We start from the raw sequence: 18,058 nt of genomic DNA, 5'->3' as shown, positions 1-18,058 counted from the left end.
ATCTACAAGGGAATGCGGTGAACCAAACCACGAGGTCGAGGCCACCAGGATCAAGCCGGTTCTTTTTTCACTCTGAACCAAGCTGCATACAACGCCGGCAAGAACAGCAACGTCAACGCCGTCGCCACAATCAGCCCGCCCATGATCGCAACCGCCATCGGCCCGAAAAACACACTGCGCGATAATGGAATCATCGCCAGCACCGCCGCCAGCGCGGTCAACACAATCGGCCGGAAACGTCGCACCGTCGCCTCGATGATCGCCTGCCAGGGCTTGAGCCCGGCAGCGATGTCCTGCTCGATCTGATCCACCAGAATCACCGAGTTACGCATGATCATCCCGGACAGCGCGATGGTCCCGAGCATGGCGACGAAACCGAACGGCTGACGGAATACCATCAGGAACAACGTCACCCCGATCAACCCCAGCGGCGCGGTCAGAAACACCATGGCAGTGCGTGAGAAACTGCGCAGTTGCAGCATCAGCAACGTCAGCACCACCACGATGAACAGCGGCACGCCGGCCTTCACCGAGTTCTGCCCACGGGCCGAGTCTTCCACCGTGCCGCCGACGTCCAGCAGATAGCCGTCCGGCAGTTCGGCGCGGATCGGATCGAGGGTCGGCATGATCTGCTGCACCAGTGTCGCTGGTTGTTCCTTGCCGTAGATGTCGGCGCGAACCGTCACGTTGGGCAGGCGGTTACGGTGCCAGATGATGCCTTCTTCGAAGCCGTATTCCAGCGTGGCAATCTGCGACAGCGCCACGCTGCGACCGTTGTCGGTCGGCACGGCCAGGCTCGGCAGCAATGCCAGTTCAGTGCGCTCATGCACCGTGCCGCGCAGCAGGATCTCGATCAATTCGTTATCTTCGCGATACTGGCTGACACTGGAGCCGGTCAGCGAGCTTCGCAGGAACCCCGAGAGGTTCGCCGTGCTCACGCCCAGCGCCCGCGCGCGATCCTGATCGACGTTCAGGTACACGACTTTGCTCGGCTCTTCCCAGTCCAGATGCACGTTGGCCACGTGTGGATTCTCGCGAACCTTGGCCGCAACTTTACGCGCCAGGGCGCGAACGTCCGCGATATGTTCACCGGTGACCCGGAACTGCACCGGATAGCCAACCGGCGGGCCGTTCTCCAGTCGTGTGACCCGCGAGCGCAGGGCCGGGAATTGTTCGTTGAGGGTTTCGATCAGCCAGGTGCGCAGGGCTTCTCGGTCTTCGATGGTCTTGGCCAGCACCACAAACTGCGCAAAGCTTGCGGCCGGAAGTTGCTGGTCCAGCGGCAGGTAGAAACGCGGCGAACCGGTACCGACATAAGCCACGTAGTTGTCGATCCCGGCGTGATCCTTGAGCAGGCCTTCGAGACGCTTGACCTCCTCGGCGGTGTTGCTCAGGGAGGCACCTTCGGCGAGTTTCAGATCAACCATCAACTCCAGTCGCCCCGATGCCGGGAAGAACTGCTGCGGCACGAAACGGAACAGCACCACGGACGCGACGAACATCACGATGGTCAGCACAATCACCGTTTTGCGCCGGCGCACGCACCACTCCACCAGCCGTCTGACGCGCTGATAGAACGGCGTGCCGTAAGGGTCGGGCTGGCCGTCGCCGGTGCCGTGTTTGGCGGCGTGAATTTTCGCCAGGTCCGGCAGAAGTTTCTCCCCCAGATAAGGCACAAAAACCACAGCCGCCACCCACGACGCCAGCAGCGCGATGGTTACCACCTGAAAGATCGAGCGGGTGTACTCGCCGGTGCCCGATTGCGCGGTGGCAATCGGCAGGAAACCGGCGGCGGTGATCAACGTACCGGTGAGCATCGGGAACGCGGTGCTGGTCCAGGCATAGCTGGCGGCCTTGATCCGGTCGAAGCCCTGCTCCATTTTGATCGCCATCATTTCCACGGCGATGATCGCATCATCCACCAGCAAGCCCAGCGCCAGCACCAGCGCGCCGAGGGAAATCTTGTGCAGGCCTATTCCTAAGTAATACATGCAGGCGAACGTCATCGCCAACACCAGCGGTATCGCCAGCGCTACGACCATGCCGGTGCGCACGCCGAGGGAGAAGAAGCTCACCAGCAACACAATCGCCAGGGCCTCCACCAGCACCTGGACGAACTCGCCGACACCGGTTTTCACCGCAGCGGGTTGATCGGACACTTTGCGCAACTGCATGCCGGCCGGCAGGTTTTGCTGAATCCGGGCGAACTCGATTTCCAGCGCCTTGCCCAATACCAGAATATCGCCACCGTCCTTCATGGCCACCGCCAGACCGATGGCGTCCTCAGCCATGAAGCGCATGCGCGGCGCCGGTGGATCGTTGAAGCCACGACGAACGTCCGCCACATCACCGATGCGGAACGTGCGATCTGCGACGCGGATCGGGAAGTTCTTGATCTCGTCGACCGTCTGAAAATTCCCCGAGACCCGTAGCTGCAACCGCTCGCTGGTGGTTTCGAAGAAGCCTGCGGTGGACATCGCGTTCTGTTCTTCGAGTGCCTGCTGCACCGCTGCCAGCGGCACCCCGAGGGTGGCCAGTTTAACGTTGGAGAGTTCGATCCAGACCTTCTCGTCCTGTAACCCGAGCAGGTCGACCTTGCCCACATCCTTGACCCGTTGTAGCTGGATCTGGATGCGGTCGGCGTAATCCTTGAGCACTGCGTAATCAAAGCCCTCGCCGGTCAGGGCGTAGATATTGCCGAACGTGGTGCCGAATTCATCGTTGAAAAACGGGCCCTGGATACCCGGTGGCAGGGTCTGGCGAATATCGCTGATCTTCTTGCGGACCTGATACCAGAGGCCCGGGATATCCACCGAATGCATGGAATCGCGCGCCATGAACGTCACCTGGGACTCGCCCGGGCGGGAGAACGAGGTGATCCGTTCGTACTCGCCGGTTTCCATCAGTTTCTTTTCAATACGCTCGGTGACCTGGCGCGCCACTTCCTCGGCCGTGGCCCCCGGCCAGTTGGTACGAATTACCATGGCCTTGAAGGTGAACGGCGGGTCTTCGCTTTGGCCGAGCTTGGTGTAGGACAACGCCCCGACCACAGCCAGCAGGAGCATCAGGAACAGTACGATCTGGCGGTTACGCAGCGCCCATTCGGAAAGATTGAAACCCATCTGGGATTACTCCTTGTGCGCCAGATTGACCACGCGGTTGGAGCGATCCACCGGGCGTATTTGCTGCCCGTCGTGAAGCACATGAACACCGGCCGCCACCACCCAGTCACTGGCGTTCAGCCCCTCAAGCACCGGCACGGTTTTCTCGCCGAATGCACCGACCCGCACCGGGACTTTTTTCAAGGTGTTGTTGGCGCCGACCACCCACACGTAGGTGGCGCCGTTTTCTGCGGTGAGGGCCGACAGCGGCACTGACAACGGCACCACTTCGGCGGTCTGGATGAACACCCGGGCGCTCTGGCCGAGTTCGGCGGGAACCTTGCCGGCGGTAAAAGCGATACGGGCGGCAAAAGTGCGGGATTTGGGATCGGCGGCAGGCGACAACTCACGGATGTGCCCAGGGAAACGCTGATCGGGTTGGGTCCAGAGCTCCACCGAGACCGGCTGACCGACCTTGAAGCGGCCGAAGCTCTGCTCCGGCAGGCTGATCAACACTTCGCGTTCGCCATCGGTGGCCAGGGTAAACACGGTTTGCCCCGCCGCCACCACCTGCCCGACTTCAACCGCACGCTTGGCGACCACGCCATCCTGCGGCGCACGCAGCACCGCGTAACTGGCCTGATTGGTCGATACGTTGAATTCGGCTTTGATTTGCTTGAGGCGGGCCTCACCGGAGCGGTAGAGGTTTTCCGCGTTGTCGTACTGCGAACGGCTGACCATCTGCCGCTCCATCAGGGTCTTGTAGCGATCGCGCTCGGCGCGCACCAGGTTCAGATTGGCTTCGGCAGCCGCGACCTGGGCACGGGTGGCTTCCAGTTGCAGGCGCACGTCCTGAGGATCGAGTTCCGCCAGGGGTTGGTCAGCCTTGACCCGCTGCCCTTCTTCGACCAGTCGTCGGCTGACTTTGCCGCCAATCCGGAAGGCAAGATCCGGCTCATACCGCGCGCGAACTTCGCCGGGATAGCTTTCCATTGCCTGGGCCGAGGGCTCTGGCTGCACCACCATGGCCGGGCGCACGCTGACCGGAGGGGCTTCTTCATGGCCACATGCCGACAATAAAAAAGCCAGACTGACCGGCAACGCGAGGGGCAAGGCAAAGCGCAGCATGGTGAACGACCTTTCGCTAATGGTGCTTGGAATAATTATACTGACCAGTATGTTATTAATAGCAAACTCACCAGTCCAGTATTAAAAGCGAAGAATGTCAGACAATCTTTCCACCCCCAGCGGTCCGGGCCGTCCCAAGGATCTGGCCAAGCGCCGGGCAATCCTCGACGCGGCGAAAATCCTGTTTTTGAGTAAGGGATACGCCAACACCAGCATGGATGCCGTAGCGACTGAGGCCGGCGTATCGAAGCTGACGGTCTACAGCCATTTCAACGACAAGGAGACGCTGTTCTCTTCTGCTGTCGTAGCCAAATGCGAGGAGCAATTGCCTCCGCTGGTTTTTGAATTGCCGGACGGCGTCGCCGTGGAAACCGTGCTGCTGAACATCGCACACGGCTTTCATCAACTGATCAACAGCGACGAATCGGTGAACCTGCACCGGCTGATGATGACGCTGGGCAGCCAGGACCCGAAACTCGCACAGATCTTCTTCGAGGCCGGGCCGGAACGCGTGCTGCACGGCATGGAGCGTTTGCTGAGCAAGATCGATCAGAGTGGCGTGTTGAGCATCGACAAACCGCGCAATGCCGCCGAGCACTTCTTCTGCCTGCTCAAGGGCGCGGGGAATTTCCGCTTGCTGTATGGCTGCGGCGAACCGGTAACCGGGGATGCGGCCGAAGCCCATGTGCAGGAAGTGGTGGGATTGTTTATGCGGGCGTATCGGCCGGAGTCGGCCTGATAGATATTTGGCGTCTGGACTGACGTGATGATCGTTCCCACGCTCTGCGTGGGAATGCAGCCCGGGACGCTCCGCGTCCCAGAAACGGACGCAGAGCGTCCATTGAGGCGTTCCCACGCAGAGCGTGGGAACGATCAAGGATCAGTGAAGGAGACTCGGTCTTAAGGCTTGAGCGCTTTCTTCGGATAAATGTCATACCGGCTGGATTTACCGTCCAGCGCATGACTCGGCTTCGGTCCATCAATGCACGGCGCCTTGCGCGGGCGTTTGACCACCACCCGGTGACTGGCCAGGGCCAACGCCGCTTCGAGCAGAGCCGGCGCATCCGGGTCATCGCCGACCAGCGGCCGGAACAGGCGCATTTCCTTCTTCACCAACGCGGTTTTCTCACGATGGGGAAACATCGGGTCGAGGTAGATCACCTGCGGCGGCTCGCCTTCCCAGTTGCGCATCACCTCGATCGAATTGCCCTTGAGCAAACGCATCCGCGCCACGATCGGCGCTACGTCGAAATCTTCCGCGCCGCGTGCCAGACCATCTTCAAGCAAGGCGCCGATCAGCGGCTGGCGCTCGATCAGGCTCATCTCGCAGCCCAGGCTGGCCAACACGAACGCGTCCTTGCCCAACCCGGCCGTGGCGTCCAGTACCCGCGGGCGCACGCCTTGGGCGATGCCGACCGCTTTGGCGATCATCTGACCGCTGCCGCCGCCGTACAACCGACGATGGGCTGCGCCACCCTCGACGAAGTCCACCCGCACCGGCCCCGGTGCGTCCGGCCCCAGTTGTTGCAGCTGCAAACCCTGCTCGCCCACCTGTAAGGCAAACTCGCCGTCATCCACCTGCAACGGCAAACCCAGGCGCTCGGCCCATTGCTCGGCCTGTGGCTGGAACGTCGCGCCCAAGGCCTCGACATGGATGCGGCAGGCCGCAGGTTGCTCAATCATGGGAAAACACGCTCAAAAAATTAATGATCGGCAAAAACGGCCGATAACCAAACTATCGAGCATTTTGCCAGAGCTGAGCGTCGACCGAGAGAAATGTCAGACATTCAACGCACATCGATAGGTTACATCTCGCCCCACGGCGATTTTGGCCTGCGAAATTCCCAAGCACTGAGCGGCGTCAGTCACCTGTGGCAGGATTTTTTTGCCCAGGCCCTGGCCGATCAGTCGGGCGATGTGGTGCCGGCGTCTCTGGACTTCCCACCGGTCGATCTCGACAGCCCGGTCGAACCGACCGTCGGCAGCGAGCTGCTGGCGCACATCATTTCCCAGCGTGAATGCAACGTCACAGAAACCCCGGTCCGTCCACCCGAGCCGTTGTTCCTGCCGATTGCCGAGTTCGAAATGGACCTGGCCGATAAACCATTCCCGCCGTTCCCGCCGGAAGAAATCGTCGCGCAACAGAAACAGCAGGACTTCGAAAGCGGCTGGGTTCGCCCGATCGTGCTCACTGCCGGTCAACCGCTGCCCGAGCCTGGTGCCGCATCGCAACCGCGTCCGCTGCACTTGCCAATCGCCGAGTTCGAACTCGACCTGCTGGACAAACCGTTCCCGCCGTTCTCACCGCAAGAGTTGGTGGAACAGCAGAAACAACTCGATTTCGATAACGGCTGGGCGCGCCCGATCGTTCTGCAGAACCTGCGCATCGCCGCATAACCCCTCAGCGGCCCAGCCATCACGGCCCGACCTCGTCAGCCTTTGAAGAATTGATTGGCCTTCTGGAACGGCATCGACCGGGAAGTGAAGCCGAAAGTCCCGTGTTGCTGGATTTCCTCGGCCGCGCGCAAGAACTCGCCATACGCTGCCAAAGCCAGGGCCGAACCGACGCTGATGCGCTTGACGCCCATTTCGCTCAACTGCGCCACCGTCAGCTTGAGCCCGCCGGACATCAACACATTGACCGGTTTCGGTGCCACGGCGCGAACCACCGCCAAGACCTCTTCAGCATTGCGCAGGCCTGGGGCGTAAAGCACGTCCGCGCCGGCCTCGGCGAATGCCCGCAAGCGGCGAATGGTATCGTCGAGGTCAGGATTGCCGTGCAGAAAGTTCTCGGCACGCGCCGTCAACGTGAAGGGGAAAGGCAAACTGCGAGCTGCTGCGACGGCGGCTTCGATACGCGCCACGGCATGCTCGAAGCAGTAGATCGGCCCGTCTTCACGCCCTGTGGCATCCTCGATCGAACCGCCAACGGCACCGGCCTGGGCGGCCCGCAGAATACTTTGGGCGCACTCGGCGGGGTCGTCAGCGAAACCGTTTTCCAGATCGACCGCGACTGGCAGGTCGGTGGCCGCGACAATCGCTCGAACGTTCGCCAGGGTATCGTCGAGCGTCAATCCACCATCGGGGCGGCCCTGGGAAAAGGCGTAGCCGGCACTGGTCGTCGCCAGCGCCTCGAAGCCAAGGCTGGCGAGCATTTTCGCCGAGCCGGCGTCCCAGGGGTTGGGAATGACAAAAGCGCCCTCGCGTTCATGCAGTGCTTTGAACGCCTGGGCTCGAAGGGTTTGCGCATCCATTGGCAGGCTCCTGAAAAAGGGAAAACCCGCTTCAGAGCAAGCCAAGTTGCTCGGCGGCGGGTTCTCTGTATAGCTCAGGCAGCGGCGGCAAGCCAGGCAAACGCTGCATCAGTTGTGCGTGAAAACGTTGTGCCAGTTTCGCCGCCAGCAGGTTATCGGCGGTGTGCAGGAAGATATATGGCGTGCGGCCCTCTTCGATCCAGACGGCGATTTTCTCGACCCATGGCACCAGGAACGGATCGTTGGCTTCAAGCTCCGGATGGCCGATGAAACGCACCTGCGGAAACTGAGTGAACGCCGCGGGGCGAGGCGGCACCCTGGGCTTTTTCGATTGGGCGTGAAGCACCGAAGGATCGGTCGAGGTGCAGCTGAACAGCGCGCGCGGATCGAGGCAGATGCGCTCGACGCCACGATCCAGCAGCAGGCGATTGAGCATTCGCTCGGCATCGCCCTTGGCAAAGAACTCGTCATGCCGCACTTCGACCGCCAACGGCCGGTCCACCGCATCAATAAAACCGGCCAGTTCCGACAGTCGTTGCGGGGTGAAGCTTTTGGACAATTGCAGCCACAATGGCGAAACCCGCTCCCCCAGAGGGCTGAGCAATTGCAGGAACGTTTCTGTGGCGGTCAATTGTTCGCGCAGGTCACCGCTGTGGCTGATGTCGCCGGGAAATTTGGCGGTGAAGCGAAAGTGTTCGGGCATGGTCTCGGCCCAGCGCTGCACGGTGGCGGCAGCCGGGCTCGCGTAGAAGGTCGTATTGCCTTCCACGGCGTTGAACACTTGAGAATAAAGATCAAGAAACTCGGCGGGTTTGGCGCCTTGTGGATACAAGTAGTCACGCCAGGCGTTTTCGCTCCAGGACGGGCAGCCGAGGTAATAAGGCAGCATCAGATGTACAGGTCGAGACCCAGCACATCCGCATCCCAGTCGACAAAAGTGGCAGTGCTCAGGTAACTGGCCAGTGCCATTGCCACGCTTTTGCTCATGGCGCGGTGATAAATCATGTCTTGTTGACGCGCGGGAAGATTGCTCAGGCGTTGCGCGGAGGCTTTGGCGGCGCGGGCGGCCAATTGCTCTTCGGTAGGGAATTCCAGCTCGCCGTCGATATCGACGGAGTCATCCTCGGACACATGGCCTTTACGAGGCTTGCGCTTGATCGGGTAGGACTGGGAGGAAACGCCGTCTATACGCATAAGTGCATGCTCGGTATCGATGATGGCAGTTTAGTGGCGCATTACCCACTTCGCAAACCGCCGAGTGATAACTAGAACACAGAAAAGCGAAAAGGTTTAAAAGCGGCGGGCAGAAACTGACAATTTGCCAAAGATGAAATGCCGACCATGTGGATTACCGCGCTTTCGGCGTCGCGACTTTATCGCGCAGATACACCGGCTGCGCCTGATCGGCCACGATCGCTTCACCGCGTTCCCAGGCGAAACGCGCCAGGGTCAGCAGATCTTCGGCGTGGGGCAGCATGCTCGCGTCCTGGCCGCTCAGGTTCACTGCAATACGCTCGGCATAACCCCAACCGGTGCCCGCGCCGAACCACTCGCCGCTGGCATCGACCGGCAACGCGGCGGCTTCCGGTGGCAATACCGCTTCGTTACCCACCAGCCGCATCTCCCCCGCCGTTTCGCGGTAGCAGCCCCAATACACCTCATCCATACGCGCATCGATGGCTGCCGCGACCTGGCTGACGCCGTGTTCGCGATAAGCCCGCTGGGCGAGTACAGCGAGGTTGGAGACCGGCAACACCGGACGGTCCAGCGCAAACGCCAGCCCTTGCACCACGCCAATGGCGATCCGCACACCGGTAAACGCGCCCGGCCCACGACCGAACGCAATGGCGTCGACCGCTTGCAGCGTGGTCCCGGCATCGGCCAGCAGTTGCTGAATCATCGGCAGCAACTTCTGCGCATGCAGGCGCGGGATCACCTCGTAATGACTCGTGACCTTGCCGTCATGCAGCAAGGCAACGGAGCAAGCTTCAGTCGCGGTGTCCAGGGCCAGCAAGGTGCTCATCGATGTATCCGTAAGAGAGGTCAGAAAAAGTGCGCCAGTATAAACAACTACGGCCCGCAAGCGGGCCGTAGAAGATGAAGCCGATCAGACTTTTCAGCTCAGTGCTTCAAGCACCTTGCCGGTAATCGTCTCAACCGAGCCAACGCCAGGAATATGGCTGTACTTCGGCTTGCCCTGAGCAGCGGCCAGGCCTTGGTAGAACTCCACCAGAGGTTTGGTCTGGGAGTGGTAGACCGACAGGCGATGACGCACGGTTTCTTCGGTGTCGTCCTTGCGCTGCACCAGCTCTTCACCAGTGATGTCGTCTTTACCGGCGATTTTCGGCGGGTTGTACACGGTGTGGTACACGCGGCCGCTGGCCTCGTGAACGCGACGACCGGCGATACGCTGAACGATCTCTTCGTCATCGACGGCGATTTCGACCACGTTGTCCAGTTCCACGCCAGCTTCTACCAACGCTTCAGCTTGCGGAATGGTGCGCGGGAAACCGTCGAACAGGAAACCGTTGGCACAGTCAGGCTGCGCGATACGGTCCTTGACCAAAGCGATGATCAGATCGTCGGAGACCAGACCACCGGCATCCATGATGCTTTTGGCTTTGATGCCCAGCTCGGTGCCGGCTTTTACAGCAGCACGCAGCATGTCACCGGTAGAGATTTGTGGAATGCCGAACTTTTCGGTGATGAACTTAGCCTGAGTACCTTTACCGGCCCCGGGAGCTCCCAGCAGAATGACGCGCATTAGATGTGCTCCTCAATTTTTTATTTAGAATTACTTAAACAAAACAAAGGATTCGCCTCGTAGGGCCAATCTCAAAAAATAGGGTCGTGACCGCCCAAACGGCCAAAGGCTGATCAAGATACACAGCAGGCCCTGCCCACACAAGCCGCCGAAAGTCGGAGAAACCTGCGCCGGACGTGCCCTTTCGAAGGGGTACCCCAAGTCGCAACCCCATCATTAACTGTCGCGTGGCAGACCTTTTCGACCGCTCGCCGACAGGCACTCGACGCTCGCGCCGGGTGCCTGTTCCCTATGACGAAAACCTTAGCCGGTATTTCGCAAACCGGCGGCAATCCCCGCCACAGACACCAGCAACGCCTGTTCTACCGGGCTGCCCTGCGCTTCATCCTGCTGCCGCGAACGGGCCAACAGTTCGGCCTGCAATAGATGCAGCGGGTCGAGGTAGGTGTTGCGCAGGCGGATGAATTCAAGGGTGTCTGGGCTATGTGCCAGTAGCTGGGACTGACCCGTCAGCCCCAGGACCACCGCACAGGCCTGCGACAATAGGTCGCGTAAATGCGCACCCAAAGGGAGCAGATCCGGCTCGACCAGGCGCTCGTCGTAAGACTGGGCGATATCGGCGTCGGCCTTGGCCAGCACCATTTCCAGCATATCGATGCGGGTGCGGAAGAACGGCCATTGCTCGCGCATCTGCCCCAGCAGCTCCCCTTCGCCGCGCTCCAGCGCCTTGCTCAGCGCCGTTTCCCAGCCGAGCCAGGCCGGCAACATCAGGCGCGTCTGGGTCCAGCCGAAAATCCACGGAATGGCGCGCAGGCTTTCGATGCCGCCGGCGCGGCGCTTGGCCGGGCGGCTGCCCAACGGCAAACGCCCCAACTCCTGCTCCGGGGTGGACTGGCGGAAATACTCGACGAACTGCGGATTTTCCCGCACCACGGCACGGTAGGCCTTGACCCCATCGGCGGCCAATTCGTCCATCAAGTGGCGCCAGGCAGGCGTAGGAGGTGGCGGCGGCAGCAAGGTTGCTTCCAGCACCGCCGCCAGGTACAGATTGAGGTTTTGCTCGGCGATGTCCGGCAGGCCGAATTTGAAACGGATCATTTCCCCCTGCTCGGTGGTGCGGAAACGCCCCGCCACCGACCCCGGCGGCTGCGACAGAATCGCCGCGTGCGCCGGGCCGCCACCACGGCCCACGGTGCCGCCACGGCCGTGGAACAACAGCAGCTCCACTTGTTGCTCCCGGCAAATATCCACCAGACGCTCCTGCGCCCGATACTGCGCCCAGGCCGCCGCCGTAGTGCCAGCGTCCTTGGCCGAGTCGGAATAACCGATCATCACTTCCTGTGGCCCTTGCAGGCGCGAGCGATAGCCCGGCAGCAACAACAGCTTTTCGATCACCGGGCCCGCGTTATCGAGGTCGGCGAGGGTTTCGAACAGCGGCACCACGCGCATCGGCCGCAATACACCGGACTCTTTGAGCAGCAACTGCACGGCCAGCACGTCGGAAGCGGCGCCAGCCATGGAAATCACATACGAGCCGAGGGAAGCCCCCGGTGCCGCAGCGATTTCCCGGCACGTCGCCAGCACTTCGGCGGTGTCGGCAGACGGTTTGAAGTAGGCCGGCAGCAACGGCCGGCGATTGTTCAGTTCGCGCATCAGGAAGGCAATGCGCTCTTCTTCGCTCCAGTCCTCATAACGACCGAGGCCGAGGTAATCGGTGATTTCAGTCATGGCCGCGGTGTGGCGTGAGGAGTCCTGGCGCACATCGAGGCGCACCAGAAACAGCCCGAACGTCACCGCGCGGCGCAGGCAGTCGAGCAACGGGCCATCGGCGATAACGCCCATGCCGCATTCATGCAGCGAGTGGTAACACAGCTCCAACGGGTCCAGCAGGTCGCGGTTGTTTTGCAGCACATCGGCGGACGCCGGCGTGGTGGCCGTCAGGGAGGCCTGGGCCCAATTACGGGTTGCGCGCAGGCGCTCACGCAGCTGTTTGAGTACCGCGCGGTAAGGCTCGGCGCTGTCGCCAGCCTTGGCTTTCAGGGCGTCGCTGGCCTGTTGCATCGACAATTCGGCGGCGAGGTGATCGACATCGCGCACGTACAAATCGGCAGCCATCCAGCGTGCCAGCAGCAAGACTTCGCGGGTCACGGCGGCGGTGACGTTGGGGTTGCCGTCGCGGTCGCCGCCCATCCACGAGGCGAAACGAATCGGCGCGGCCTCCAGCGGCAGGTGCAGGCCAGTGGCGGCATGCAGGGCCTGGTCGGCTTTGCGCAAATAGTTGGGAATCGCCTGCCACAGCGAATGCTCGATCACCGCAAAGCCCCACTTGGCTTCGTCTACAGGTGTCGGGCGGGTGCGGCGGATTTCTTCGGTGTGCCAGGCTTCGGCGATCAGGCGCTGCAAGGTGGTCTTGATCTGCTCGCGCTCGGCGGTGGTCAGGTCGCGATGATCCAGGGCCGCCAGTTGCGCGGCGATCGCGTCGTATTTCTGGATCAGTGTGCGTCGCGCCACTTCGGTGGGGTGCGCCGTCAATACCAGCTCGATGTCCACCCGCCCCAATTGCCGGGCCAGGGATTCGGCGTCATGGCCGGCAGTCAGCAGGCGAGCGAGCAGTTCCGGCAACACCCGGGCCTCGAACGGCGCGGGTTGTGACTCTTCGCGGCGGTGAATCAGCTGATATTGCTCGGCGATATTGGCCAGGTTGAGGAACTGGTTGAACGCCCGCGCCACCGGCAGCAATTCGTCCTCGCTCAACTGGTTGAGGCTGGCGCTGAGTTCGGCATCCATCGAACCGCGACGGTCGGCCTTGGCGCCTTTGCGGATCTGCTCGATCTTGTCGATAAAGCCATCCCCGTACTGCTCACGAATGGTGTTGCCCAATAGCTCACCCAACAGGTGAACGTCCTCGCGCAAGCGTGCATCAATATCGGTCATCAGCAGTTCTCCAGCGAAAATCCGGGCGGCTATGCTTTGATAGTAGAGAGTGCCGCTGTAAAGCGGTTCTTACAAGCAGACGGCAGGGGTCGTCAAACTTCAAGCCTTGCAGCTAGTCTCAACACAAGCCGTACAACGGCTTACCACCGGCCACCGCCGGACACTCACCCGGCCTGCCATGAGCAGGTACGTAATGAGGTCATTATGAAAATCCGCGAGCTCGCCAAGCACTGGGAAGAAAACGCCAAGGGTCGCCTGACCGACACTGGCTATACGATTCGTCTGGACGTGGAAGCCGCCGCACGGCTGGCGGCGATTATCGATATGTACCCCAAGCGGCACCCTGAAGAACTGCTCGGAGAATTGATCGGCGCCGCCCTGGAAGAGCTCGAAGCGAGCTTTCCGTATGTGAAAGGGTCAACGGTGGTCGCCACCGATGAAGAAGGCGATCCGCTGTACGAAGACGTCGGTCCAACCCCGCGTTTTCTCGCCTTGTCCCGTCGTCATTTGCACGATTTGTCGACCGAAAACGACAAGCCAAAACACTGATTTGCGCGTCTTGCTCCCCTTCCAGAAATACGTATTTCCTGGCCCGTGCAGGGCCGGGAATACCCCTGCGCACGACTAAAGTTCCCGATTTAGAGCCTTGTCCGTCAGGTCAAAGTTTTTTCGGGCGAAAGGCCATATTCTCTGAACTTTTAAAAAATACCTCGGGTCAACCCAGTAACCACGCCTGGGACGGCCGTTTCAAAATGCTCTGGAAATCGAAGGTTGCGGCTCCTTGCCCAGGATGGATTCAGATGTATTTCAGGAGTTATCCAACGGAGTTGAAAACCATGAAGACCAGCACTGCTTCATCCTCGTCCACCCACCTGCGCGGTCTCAAACTGGCGGCCCTGGCCATCGGCAGCAGCCTGGTTCTGGCCGGATGCGCCGGCAACCCGCCCACCGAGCAATACGCCGTGACTCAATCGGCCGTGAACAGTGCCGTCAGCGCCGGGGGCACCGAATTCGCCGCGGTGGAAATGAAGTCCGCCCAGGACAAGCTCAAACAAGCCGAAATCGCCATGCACGACAAAAAGTATGACGAAGCCAAAATGCTCGCCGAACAGGCCGAGTGGGACGCCCGAGTGGCAGAACGCAAAGCCCAGGCGATGAAAGCCGAACAGGCTGTAAAGGACTCACAGAAAGGTGTTCAGGAACTGCGTCAGGAAAGTCAGCGCACCGTGCAGTGAGCGCGCATCCCGATTTTCAGGCCTGACACTTTTATCGATAGAAAGGACGAACCACCATGCGCAAACAACTGATGATACCCGCCCTCCTGGCCGCAAGCATTGCACTGGCTGCCTGCTCCACACCGCCCAACACCAACCTGGAGCAAGCCCGCACCAACTACGCCGGCCTGCAAGCCAACCCGCAAGCCAGCAAAGTCGCGGCACTGGAAACCAAAGACGCCAGCGATTACCTGGACAAGGCCGACAAGGCTTACCAGGACAAGGAAGACCAGAACAAGGTCGACCAACTGGCTTACCTGACCAACCAGCGTGTTGAAGTGGCCAAGCAGACCATCGCCCTGCGCACCGCGGAAAACAACCTGAAAAACGCCGCGGCTCAGCGAGCCCAGGCGCGTCTGGATGCCCGCGACCAGCAGATCAAACAATTGCAGGCCAGCCTCAACGCCAAACAGACCGATCGCGGCACGCTGGTAACGTTCGGTGACGTACTGTTCGCCACCAACAAGGCCGACCTGAAACCCAGCGGCTTGGTGAACATCAACAAACTGGCGCAGTTCCTTCAGGAAAACCCCGACCGTAAAGTGATTGTCGAAGGCTACACCGACAGCACCGGCGCAGCGTCGTACAACCAGTCGCTGTCCGAGCGGCGCGCGACCTCGGTGCAAGTGGCCCTGATCAAGATGGGTGTCGACCCGGCGCGCATCGTGGTCCAGGGTTACGGCAAGGAATACCCGGTGGCCGAAAACACCAGCGTCTCCGGCCGTGCGATGAACCGTCGGGTGGAAGTGACCATTTCCAATGACAACCAGCCAGTGATCCCGCGTTCAGCTGTCAGCTCTAACTGAGCTTCGTCTGAAACACAAAAGCCCCGTCTGATCGGATCAGGCGGGGCTTCTTATTGATCGAACACTTGTCTTGGGGCCAAGCAACCCTGTGGCGAGGGGGCTTGCCCCCGTTCGGCTGCGAAGCAGGTGGGATTTTACTGTTCGAGTTTTTGCGGGGTTTCCTGGCCCATGCAGCGCACGGCTTTTTTCTTGTTGTTGACCAGTACGCCAGTCAGGCCTTTCTGTTCGGTATCAAACATCACCAGCACGCCATCGATGCACTGCGCCACTTGCGCGGCCGGTTCCAGGGAGATTTTATAGTCTTCGCCCGGCACGGTCTTGAGCATGGTGAAGTCGCTGAGCAGCAGCGCATCTTCGGGTTTGGCGAAGTGCAGGTAGCCGTACCACCACAGGGCCCCGACGGTGCCGAGGATGCTGCAGATACCGGTGATGATCAGCGGGATGGCGTTACGTTCTTCACTCATTGCGGACTCTCTGGTGGTTCATCTTCAGAATTCGGGGGGGCCGGGTAATTCGGGATTTCACCCAGGCGGCGCAGGCCGTTGAAATGCTGCGGGTCTTCGAGGTAACGCAGCATGACTTTTCGCCAGACCGGGTCGGCGAAGGTTTGCACATGACCGCCCCGGGTCAGTTGCAGCACTCGCGGCGGCGGCGCAGCTTGATACAGTCGGATGCCGTTGGAAAGGGGCACCAGCTGATCATCGATACTGTGATAGATCAGTTTCGGTACGCCATTGAGCTGTGTCATGGAACGGATCGCGCTATCGCCATCCGGCACCAGCCAGGACAACGGCACCTGGAACGGCCAGGTCATCCAGGAGGTGCTGAGGGCGAATCGTCCGACATCGCGGTAACTGGCAGGCGCGCCATCGAGCACTAAGGCCTTGAGTTGCCGCTGACGCTCGGGATGCTGGGCCAGGAAATGCACGGCCATCGAACCGCCGAGGCTCTGACCGAGAAGGATCAACGGCTTGCCCTTGACCTCCGGCGCCTGGTCGAGCCATTTGAAAGCGGCGTCGATGTCCTGGTAAATCGCCGGCAACGCCGGTTTACCTTCGGACAAACCATACCCACGATAGTCCACCAGCAACACCTGATAGCCCTGCTTGGGCAACCACCAGCTTGCGCCCAGATGCCACGCCAGATTGCCGCCGTTACCATGCAAATGCAGCACAGTGCCTTTGACTTCGACGCCTTTTTTCGCCGGCAGCCACCAGCCATGCAGCTTAAGTCCGTCGGCAGTGGTCAGGGTGACGTCGCGATAGTCGAGCTTGGCTTTTTCCGGGGTGAACGGCTGGCCGGGCTCGGGGTAGAACAGCAAAGAGCTGCAACCGCCGAGGGCCAGGAGCAGGCAGAAGATGCCGAGGATTCTCATCCGGTGAAGCCTCAATGTGGGTGATCGTTCCCATGCTCCGCGTGGGAATGCATACCGTGACGCTCTGCGTCACAGTGGACGCGGAGCGTCCATGGCGGCATTCCCACGCAGAGCGTGGGAACGATCTGAATCAAAGGATATTGGAGTAATCCGCTTCGATCCGGTCCAGGCTCAGGTGGTTGAGGAAGTTGGAGAAGCACATCCACGCCGACAACGCGTTCATGTCGCGGAACTGCTCGGGCAGGTATTTGGGCGGCACCACCAGGCCTTCGTCCACCAATTGGCGCAAGGTCCGCATGTCCTCCAGCGTAGTCTTGCCGCAGAACAACAGCGGTATCTGCTCCAGCTTGCCTTTGCGCACGGCCAACTGAATGTAGTTGTAAATCATGATAAAGCCCTTGAGGTAGGACAAGTCTTTGGTAAATGGCAGACCATTCGGCACCGAGCCGCGGAACACCCGACTGGCATTGCCGTAGCTTTCGGCCATTTCAAAGCCCTGAGCCCGGAAGAACTCAAAGATCTGCAAGAAGTCTGCGCCCTCCTCCACCATATGAATGGCGCGGGTGCGGTTGGTCAGTTTGCGCAGGCGGCTCGGGTAGGAGGCGAAGGTGATGATTTCCATCAGGATCGCCAGGCCTTCCTGAGTCACGGTGGACGACGGCGGGCCTTTGGACAGGAACGTACAGATCGGCTGATTCAAACCGTTGAGGGTGGTGCCCACATGCACCAGCCCTTCATGGACTTCCAGCGCACGCACGTCGCGATTGTTGAACATCGCGTCGGTGCGGATCTTGATGTAGTCGGCGCCGGCCGCCGCGTCGGCGACGATCCCGTCGGACTCGAACACCCGGATGGTTTCCTCGTTTTCGCCAAACACCTTGTTCAACCGATGTTGCAGCAGATCGACGGCTTCCTTGGCGGTGAGGACTTTCGGTTCGTCCTTGAGGTCGCCACGGCCGTCGATGTTGTTCAGGTAATCGGAGAGCATCAGCCCCAGGTCGGCCAGGGTCGGGTCGCCGGCGTGAAACGCATCGGACGCCGCGCCGTACAACTCCTGGGAAATCAGCCCGAAATCCTCGGTGCCGCGCGCTTCAAGCATGCGCACCACCATGCGGTATTCCTTGCACATGCGGCGCATGATCTGCCCGACCGGGTTGAACTGGCCGAGTTGACGAGTGATGTCGCGCTCGATGTTCTGGAATTCCAGCTTCACTTTGCTGGAGTCGAACGACAGCGGTCGATTGAGGTAGTAGTCGCGGTCCACGGCTGGCATTTCCTTGCCCTTGCCCTTGAGGAACCCCTTGCGAATGCTGTCATCCCACTTGACCGCATCCAGAATGCGAATCGGCGTTTGCGCCAGCACTATGCGATCGGACAACATGCGTATCGTCTGCTGGTATTCGTCCACCCGAGACTCCTGTA

At 60.7% G+C, this 18,058-nt stretch carries 17 protein-coding genes; 5 read left to right on the top strand and 12 right to left on the bottom strand.

Annotation, left to right across the window (positions count from 1 at the left end; all coding sequences use genetic code 11):
* Nucleotides 1–50 precede the first annotated feature (50 nt).
* Nucleotides 51–3,122 (bottom strand): efflux RND transporter permease subunit, encoded by a 3,072-nt coding sequence (locus PSH69_RS05230; RefSeq protein WP_305411265.1) that lies wholly within the window; start codon nt 3,120–3,122, stop codon nt 51–53.
* A 6-nt stretch (nt 3,123–3,128) separates the two neighbouring features.
* Nucleotides 3,129–4,229 carry an efflux RND transporter periplasmic adaptor subunit gene (locus PSH69_RS05225; protein WP_305411264.1) on the bottom strand — a complete coding sequence of 367 codons (1,101 nt, stop codon included), beginning with the start codon at nt 4,227–4,229 and terminating at the stop codon, nt 3,129–3,131.
* A gap of 94 nt (nt 4,230–4,323) precedes the next feature.
* Here PSH69_RS05225 and PSH69_RS05220 point away from each other — a divergent pair, with 94 nt between their 5' ends.
* Nucleotides 4,324–4,968: a TetR/AcrR family transcriptional regulator gene (locus tag PSH69_RS05220; protein ID WP_018926667.1), complete on the top strand. Its 645-nt coding sequence runs from the start codon at nt 4,324–4,326 to the stop codon at nt 4,966–4,968.
* Between the two features lie 161 nt (nt 4,969–5,129).
* Here PSH69_RS05220 and PSH69_RS05215 read toward each other — a convergent pair whose 3' ends face one another.
* Nucleotides 5,130–5,912 carry a class I SAM-dependent methyltransferase gene (locus PSH69_RS05215; RefSeq protein ID WP_018926668.1) on the bottom strand — a complete coding sequence of 261 codons (783 nt, stop codon included), beginning with the start codon at nt 5,910–5,912 and terminating at the stop codon, nt 5,130–5,132.
* Between the two features lie 93 nt (nt 5,913–6,005).
* Here PSH69_RS05215 and PSH69_RS05210 point away from each other — a divergent pair, with 93 nt between their 5' ends.
* Entirely contained in the window at nt 6,006–6,626 is a 621-nt protein-coding gene (locus tag PSH69_RS05210) for an energy transducer TonB (protein WP_305411263.1), read from the top strand.
* A 35-nt stretch (nt 6,627–6,661) separates the two neighbouring features.
* Here PSH69_RS05210 and PSH69_RS05205 read toward each other — a convergent pair whose 3' ends face one another.
* The 6 genes from PSH69_RS05205 to ppc all read right to left on the bottom strand — a co-directional run bounded on the left by PSH69_RS05205 (nt 6,662) and on the right by ppc (nt 13,181).
* Nucleotides 6,662–7,483, bottom strand: coding sequence for an oxaloacetate decarboxylase (locus PSH69_RS05205; RefSeq protein WP_305411262.1), 822 nt, complete (start codon nt 7,481–7,483; stop codon nt 6,662–6,664).
* A 31-nt stretch (nt 7,484–7,514) separates the two neighbouring features.
* Nucleotides 7,515–8,375, bottom strand: a complete 861-nt coding sequence (locus tag PSH69_RS05200) for a DUF72 domain-containing protein (RefSeq protein ID WP_305412787.1) — start codon at nt 8,373–8,375, stop codon at nt 7,515–7,517.
* Complete coding sequence (locus PSH69_RS05195; RefSeq protein WP_007940187.1) at nt 8,372–8,677, bottom strand: hypothetical protein; 306 nt, start codon at nt 8,675–8,677, stop codon at nt 8,372–8,374. The genes PSH69_RS05200 and PSH69_RS05195 overlap by 4 nt, the downstream gene beginning before the upstream one ends.
* 154 nt (nt 8,678–8,831) lie before the next feature.
* A complete protein-coding gene (gene tsaB / locus PSH69_RS05190) occupies nt 8,832–9,506 on the bottom strand; it encodes a tRNA (adenosine(37)-N6)-threonylcarbamoyltransferase complex dimerization subunit type 1 TsaB (protein WP_018926673.1) in 675 nt (224 codons plus the stop codon).
* Nucleotides 9,507–9,599: 93 nt separating this feature from the next.
* Nucleotides 9,600–10,247 carry an adenylate kinase gene (gene adk / locus PSH69_RS05185; RefSeq protein WP_018926674.1) on the bottom strand — a complete coding sequence of 216 codons (648 nt, stop codon included), beginning with the start codon at nt 10,245–10,247 and terminating at the stop codon, nt 9,600–9,602.
* 303 nt (nt 10,248–10,550) lie between these two features.
* Nucleotides 10,551–13,181, bottom strand: a complete 2,631-nt coding sequence (ppc, locus tag PSH69_RS05180; protein WP_305411261.1) for a phosphoenolpyruvate carboxylase — start codon at nt 13,179–13,181, stop codon at nt 10,551–10,553.
* A gap of 204 nt (nt 13,182–13,385) precedes the next feature.
* On the opposite strand from ppc, the gene PSH69_RS05175 reads away from it, so the two are divergent.
* From PSH69_RS05175 to PSH69_RS05165, 3 genes are all read left to right on the top strand, one after another.
* Nucleotides 13,386–13,730: a hypothetical protein gene (locus PSH69_RS05175; RefSeq protein WP_018926676.1), complete on the top strand. Its 345-nt coding sequence runs from the start codon at nt 13,386–13,388 to the stop codon at nt 13,728–13,730.
* A 287-nt stretch (nt 13,731–14,017) separates the two neighbouring features.
* Nucleotides 14,018–14,416, top strand: coding sequence for a DUF4398 domain-containing protein (locus PSH69_RS05170; protein ID WP_258672456.1), 399 nt, complete (start codon nt 14,018–14,020; stop codon nt 14,414–14,416).
* A gap of 56 nt (nt 14,417–14,472) precedes the next feature.
* Nucleotides 14,473–15,261, top strand: a complete 789-nt coding sequence (locus tag PSH69_RS05165; RefSeq protein ID WP_305411259.1) for an OmpA family protein — start codon at nt 14,473–14,475, stop codon at nt 15,259–15,261.
* Nucleotides 15,262–15,395: 134 nt separating this feature from the next.
* On the opposite strand, the gene PSH69_RS05160 is transcribed toward PSH69_RS05165, so the two are convergent.
* The 3 genes from PSH69_RS05160 to PSH69_RS05150 form a co-directional block, all read right to left on the bottom strand.
* Nucleotides 15,396–15,725 (bottom strand): hypothetical protein, encoded by a 330-nt coding sequence (locus tag PSH69_RS05160; protein ID WP_007940182.1) that lies wholly within the window; start codon nt 15,723–15,725, stop codon nt 15,396–15,398.
* Nucleotides 15,722–16,636, bottom strand: a complete 915-nt coding sequence (locus PSH69_RS05155) for an alpha/beta hydrolase (protein ID WP_305411258.1) — start codon at nt 16,634–16,636, stop codon at nt 15,722–15,724. The genes PSH69_RS05160 and PSH69_RS05155 overlap by 4 nt, the downstream gene beginning before the upstream one ends.
* A gap of 130 nt (nt 16,637–16,766) precedes the next feature.
* Nucleotides 16,767–18,017, bottom strand: a complete 1,251-nt coding sequence (locus tag PSH69_RS05150) for a flavohemoglobin expression-modulating QEGLA motif protein (RefSeq protein WP_172901247.1) — start codon at nt 18,015–18,017, stop codon at nt 16,767–16,769.
* Between the last annotated feature and the right edge of the window lie 41 nt (nt 18,018–18,058).

The organism is Pseudomonas sp. FP1740, assembly GCF_030687165.1.
Classification (GTDB): Bacteria; Pseudomonadota; Gammaproteobacteria; order Pseudomonadales; family Pseudomonadaceae; genus Aquipseudomonas.
The sequence above is the reverse complement of the archived record's forward strand: the minus strand, read 5'-3'. Positions and strand labels throughout refer to the sequence as shown.